General features: G+C 70.8%; 7 protein-coding genes and 1 pseudogene. 6 read left to right on the plus strand and 2 right to left on the minus strand.

What is annotated here, in order from left to right; all coding sequences use genetic code 11:
• Window positions 1–401: 401 nt before the first annotated feature.
• Both hisH and hisB read right to left on the minus strand, forming a co-directional pair.
• Window positions 402–1,043 (minus strand): imidazole glycerol phosphate synthase subunit HisH, encoded by a 642-nt coding sequence (gene hisH, locus KBA23_RS15600; RefSeq protein ID WP_290742825.1) that lies wholly within the window; start codon window positions 1,041–1,043, stop codon window positions 402–404.
• Window positions 1,040–1,633, minus strand: a complete 594-nt coding sequence (gene hisB, locus KBA23_RS15605; protein WP_290742828.1) for an imidazoleglycerol-phosphate dehydratase HisB — start codon at window positions 1,631–1,633, stop codon at window positions 1,040–1,042. The genes hisH and hisB overlap by 4 nt, the downstream gene beginning before the upstream one ends.
• Window positions 1,634–1,878: 245 nt before the next feature.
• Here hisB and KBA23_RS15610 point away from each other — a divergent pair, with 245 nt between their 5' ends.
• The 6 genes and pseudogenes from KBA23_RS15610 to KBA23_RS15635 all read left to right on the plus strand — a co-directional run.
• Complete coding sequence (locus KBA23_RS15610; RefSeq protein WP_290742831.1) at window positions 1,879–3,042, plus strand: isovaleryl-CoA dehydrogenase; 1,164 nt, start codon at window positions 1,879–1,881, stop codon at window positions 3,040–3,042.
• A 97-nt stretch (window positions 3,043–3,139) separates the two neighbouring features.
• Entirely contained in the window at window positions 3,140–3,625 is a 486-nt protein-coding gene (locus KBA23_RS15615; protein ID WP_290742834.1) for a hypothetical protein, read from the plus strand.
• Window positions 3,618–4,019 (plus strand): type II toxin-antitoxin system VapC family toxin, encoded by a 402-nt coding sequence (locus KBA23_RS15620; protein ID WP_290742837.1) that lies wholly within the window; start codon window positions 3,618–3,620, stop codon window positions 4,017–4,019. Before KBA23_RS15615 ends, KBA23_RS15620 begins: the two co-directional genes overlap by 8 nt.
• A gap of 6 nt (window positions 4,020–4,025) precedes the next feature.
• On the plus strand, window positions 4,026–4,421 hold the full coding sequence (locus KBA23_RS15625; RefSeq protein ID WP_290742840.1) for a DUF1622 domain-containing protein: 396 nt from the start codon (window positions 4,026–4,028) through the stop codon (window positions 4,419–4,421).
• On the plus strand, window positions 4,418–4,903 hold the full coding sequence (locus KBA23_RS15630) for a lysozyme inhibitor LprI family protein (RefSeq protein WP_290742843.1): 486 nt from the start codon (window positions 4,418–4,420) through the stop codon (window positions 4,901–4,903). Before KBA23_RS15625 ends, KBA23_RS15630 begins: the two co-directional genes overlap by 4 nt.
• 88 nt (window positions 4,904–4,991) lie before the next feature.
• Window positions 4,992–5,187, plus strand: a pseudogene (locus KBA23_RS15635) (methylcrotonoyl-CoA carboxylase); the annotation flags it as partial.

Consider the following 5,187-nt stretch of genomic DNA (forward strand, 5'->3'; position numbering starts at 1 on the left):
CCGCCGTAAGCTCCGTCCGCGTGATCTCCACCGCCATCCCGATCCTCCCCGCCTCGCGAACGGAGTGAACCAGCAACCGGCATTCGTGTGAATCCCTCGCAGAGTCAAAGCTTCACGCCGCTGGTATAAGAGGAAAATTGAAATAAAATGAAAAACCGCGCTAAGCGATGATCCGTAATCGCGCCAATCCATGATTAAATAATTGGTCGTGCTTCACCGTAGTTTTATTTGGGTGGAATGCGGCTGTCCTTCAGCTACCGGAATCCGGCTTGCCACTTTTTCAGGGTTCGGCAACGCTCCGCCGCCGGCCGGACCCTGGCGCCGCGTCGAGGTCGCGCCCGTGGCGGCGTCGCGCCCGCGGCGCGCTGCGGGTTGCGCCGTCTCCTCGCAGCTACGCGCGGTCAGGGGCGCCAGGCGAGGAAGTTGGCGATCAGGCGCAGGCCGGTCTTCTGGCTTTTTTCCGGGTGGAACTGCGTGCCGACGACGTTGTCGCGGGCGACGGCGGCGGTCACCGGGCCGCCGTGGTCGGCGCGGGCGAGCAGGCGCGCGGGGTCGGCGGCGACGAGGTGGTAGGAATGGACGAAATAGGCGTGGTCGCCGGAAGCGATGCCGTCGAGCACCGGATGCGCGCGCAGGATCTCGAGCGCGTTCCAGCCCATGTGCGGGATCTTGAGCGACGGGTCGGCGGGTTCGATGCGGACGACGTCGCCGCCGATCCAGCCGAAGCCCGGGGTCTCGCCGTGTTCGAGCCCGCGGCTCGCCAGCATCTGCATGCCGACGCAGATGCCGAGGAAGGGTCGGCCGGCGCGCAGGACGCGGTCCTCGATCGCCGCGAAGAGGCCGGGGCGGGAGAGCAGGCCGGCGCGGCAGTCGGCAAAGGCGCCGACGCCCGGCAGCACCACGCGCTCGGCCCGGGCCACCGCCTCGGGATCGCCCGAGACCACGACCGGGCCGCCCATCCCCGTCTCGCGGGCCATGCGCTGGAAGCTCTTCTCGGCCGAATGCAGGTTGCCGCTCGCGTAGTCGACGATGACGGTGGTCATCCCGCCAGCGTCCCCTTGGTAGAGGGCACGGCGTCGGCCATGCGCGGGTCGGGTTCGACGGCGGCGCGGAGCGCCTGGGCGACGGCCTTGAAGCAGGCCTCGGCGATGTGGTGGCTGTTCGCCCCGTCGAGCCGGGCGACGTTTAGCGTGATCGCGCCGTTCATGGCGAGCGCCGTGAAGAACTCGCGCACGAGCTGGACGTCGAAGGTTCCGATCTTCTCGGTCGGGAAGTCGACGTTCCAGACGAGGAAGGGCCGGCCCGAGAGGTCGAGCGCGGCGCGCGCCAGCGTCTCGTCCATGGCGAGCAGGCAGGACCCGTAGCGGCGGATCCCGCGCTTGTCGCCGAGGGCCCGGGCGATGGCGCGGCCGAGCGCGATGCCGACGTCCTCGACCGTGTGGTGATCGTCGATGTGCAGGTCGCCCTTCGCCTCGATCTCCATGTCGATGAGGGAATGGCGGGAGAGCTGGTCGAGCATGTGGTCGAAGAAGCCGATGCCGGTGGCGATCTCGCGCCGGCCCGTGCCGTCGAGGTTCACGCGGACGCGGATCGCGGTCTCGGCGGTGTCGCGGCGGAACTCGGCCTCGCGCATGGGGCGCTCCTTCGGGTGGGACGCGCGCCTTATAGGCGGGGCGGCGGGCGCGGGGAAGGGCGCAGGGCCGGCGTTGCAAGGCGGGGACCGGCTCCGGGTGCGGAGACGCGGAAAGGCTGGCCGCGCCGCGCCGCCGGCGTCATGATGAACGACGCCGGCCCGGTCCGTCGCAGATCCGTCGGGTCGCGCTTGCATTTGAAATGAACGTGTGTTCATTTCAGTCGGAAAGCCCGGGGGAATCGCCGATGTTCACCGCCAGCCTGAAGTTCCCGCTCGGGGAGGACGTCGACGCGCTCCGCGACCTGGTCCATTCCTGGGCGCAGGAGCGGGTTGCGCCCATTGCGGCGGAGATCGACCGCGCGAACGCCTTCCCCAACGATCTCTGGCGCGAGATGGGCGAGCTCGGCATCCTCGGGATCACGGTGCCGGAGGAATACGGCGGCGCGGGGATGGGTTACCTCGCCCATGTCGTCGCGGTGGAGGAGCTGGCGCGCGCCTCCGCCTCGGTGTCGCTCTCCTACGGGGCGCATTCCAACCTCTGCGTCAATCAGATCAAGTTGAACGGCACGCCGGAGCAGAAGGCGCGCTACCTGCCCGGGCTCGTCAGCGGCGAGAAGGTGGGCGCGCTCGCCATGTCCGAGGCCGGGTCGGGGTCGGACGTCGTGTCGATGCGGCTGCGGGCGGTGAAGAAGAACGACCGCTTCGTGCTCAACGGCACGAAGTACTGGATCACCAACGGGCCCGACGCCGACACGCTCGTCGTCTACGCCAGGACCGACCCGGAGGCCGGGGCGAAGGGGATCACCGCCTTCATCATCGAGAAGACGATGAAGGGTTTCTCCACGAGCCCGCATTTCGACAAGCTCGGGATGCGCGGGTCCAACACGGCGGAACTGGTGTTCGAGGATGTCGAGGCGCCGCTCGAGAACGTGCTCGGGGTCGAGGGCAAGGGTGTCAACGTCCTGATGTCGGGGCTCGACTTCGAGCGCGTGGTCCTCGCCGGGATCGGCGTCGGGCTGATGCACGCGATCCTCGACCATGTGATGCCCTACATGCACGAACGCCGGCAATTCGGTCAGAAGATTGGCGATTTCCAGCTGATGCAGGGCAAGGTCGCCGACATGTACACGACGATGAACACGGCGCGGGCCTATGTCTACGCCGTTGCCCAGGCCTGCGACCGCGGCGAGGTGACGCGGCAGGACGCGGCCGCCTGCGTGCTCTATGCCTCGGAGAAGGCGATGGAGCAGGCGGTGCAGGGCGTGCAGGCGATGGGCGGCGCCGGGTTCCTCAACGACAGCCCGCTCAGCCGGATCATGCGCGACGCGAAGCTGATGGAGATCGGGGCGGGCACGAGCGAGATCCGCCGGATGCTGATCGGGCGCGAGCTGATGAAGGCGACGGCGTGAGGTCGGTGAGTAAGGGGCGCTTACCTCGTTCGACAAGTTTGTTGGTAACTTACCAATATCATGATACATTGCGGCATGTTTCGATATGGGGGATGACATGTCGCGCGTCACGATGCGGAAGCGGCCGTCGCCGGGATCGGCGACGGCGCGGGTCTGGGAGATCGCGGACGACCTGCTGCGCCGGCGGGGCAGCCTGCCGGGCGGGCGCGAGGTGGCCGATCTCTACGTCGCGGAGGGCGGCAACGAGGGGACGGCCTTCACGCAGTACTCGCACTGGAAGAAGGCCTATCAGAACCACTTCACGCGCGGCGCCGGAGCGTCGGCGCCGCGGGAGGACCGGGCGCTGCACCTGAACGTGGATGCGGCGGGGCGGCTGGTCCTTCCGGCCGAGGCGCTCGCGGGGATGGACCTCGGGGCGGACGGCAGGGTGACGGGGCGGCTGGAGGATGGCGAGCTGCGACTGATCTCGCCGCGGGTGGCGCTGCGGCGGCTCAGGAAGGCGGCGCGGGATCTCGCTCCCGAGGGGATGGCGGTGGTGGACGAGTTCATCGCCGAGAAGCGGCGGGAGGCCGAGTTTGAGTGAACGGGTGGCCTCCGAACGGATTGTTCTCGACGCGTCGGCGCTCCTCGCCATCGTCTTCGGCGAGCCGGGGGAGGAGCGGGCGCTCGAGCTCGTGGAGCGGGGCATGGTCAGCACGGTCAACCTCAGCGAGGCGGCGGCGAAGATGAACGAGCGCGGGCTCGACGAGGGCGAGGCGGAACGGCTGCTCGGGGCGCTCGGGTTCGACCTCGCCGGGTTCGGCGAGGCGGAGGCCTATGCGGCCGGGCGGCTCAGGGCGGCGACGAGGGCGGCGGGGCTCTCCTTCGGCGACCGGGCCTGCCTGGCGCTGGCGCTGCGCGAGGCGCTGCCGGTGGCGACGGCGGACCGGGCCTGGGCGGCGCTCGATCTCGGCGTGGCCGTCGAGATGATCCGGTGAGGGACGATGGACGGGCATCAGATCTCGACCATTCCCTCGATCGCCGACGAGTTCGGGGCGCTTGCCGGGGTGCTGGAGACGGCGGCCTCGGTGATCGAGGTCTTTGCGATCGTGGTGCTGCTCAACGGGCTGGCGCGGTTCGCCGTCGCCTACGTGGCTTCGGAACTCGCGGCGCGCGACCGGGCGGCGAGCCGGGCGCGGCTGAACCGGGGGCGGCTCGACCTGTCGCGCTACATCCTCGCGGGGCTCGAGGTGTTCATCGTCTCGGACATCGTTCGGACGGTGATTTCGCCGACTTTCGAGGAGCTTGCGGTGCTGGCGGCGCTGGTTGCGATCCGTTCGGCGGTGAGCTTTTTCCTCGAGCGCGAGATGCGTGCGATGGAAGCGGAGGACCGGTCGTGAGGGTCACGGCCATCCTGCTGGCGCTCGCGGGGCCTGTCCTGGCCGCGGATCCGGCCGAGATGGCCGCGACGATCGAGGCCTGCGTGACCGAGGCCAACCGCGATCCCGCGGCGGAGCGGGCCTGCGTCGGGGTGGCGGCCGCCGCCTGCCTCGAGGCGACGCCCGGGACTTCGCCCGCCGCATGCGTCGCGGCGGAGGCCGAGGGCTGGCGCCTGCTGGCGGACGCGACGGCCGGGGCGCTGGTCGCGATGGCGGACGGGCTCGGCGTCGGCGGCGGCGAGGGTCCGGGCGGGCAGGCGGCGCTCGTGGCGCGGGCGCAGCAGGCCTGGGCCGGGTTCCGCGACGCCGATTGCGCGCAGCTCGCCGCGCTGGCCGAGCCGGGACCGGCGCAGGAGGGCGTCGTGGCGCAGTGCCGGATGGAGCGGGGCGCCGACCGGGCGCTGTCGCTGCTGGCGCGGCGGCGCGCGATGGAGGGCCCGTAGGGGCGAGCGTCCCGGGTCCGGGACGGCGGAGGATGGCGCTGGAGCCGCCCGGGGGACATCGGGCGACGCGCAACAGGGAGGTCGACCGATGATCCTGTCCTCGCAGGCGGCGCCGGGCTCGGAGGGATTCCGCGCCAACCGGGCGGCGCATCTGGCACCCCTCACCGGGGTGGCCGAGGCGGCGCAGGCCGCCGCCGAGGGCGGCGGGCGCGACGCGCTCGCCCGCCACGTCTCGCGCGGCAAGATGCCGCCGCGGGCGCGGGTGGCGAACCTGCTCGACGCCG

Source organism: Amaricoccus sp., assembly GCF_017995835.1.
Lineage (GTDB): Bacteria > Pseudomonadota > Alphaproteobacteria > Rhodobacterales > Rhodobacteraceae > Amaricoccus.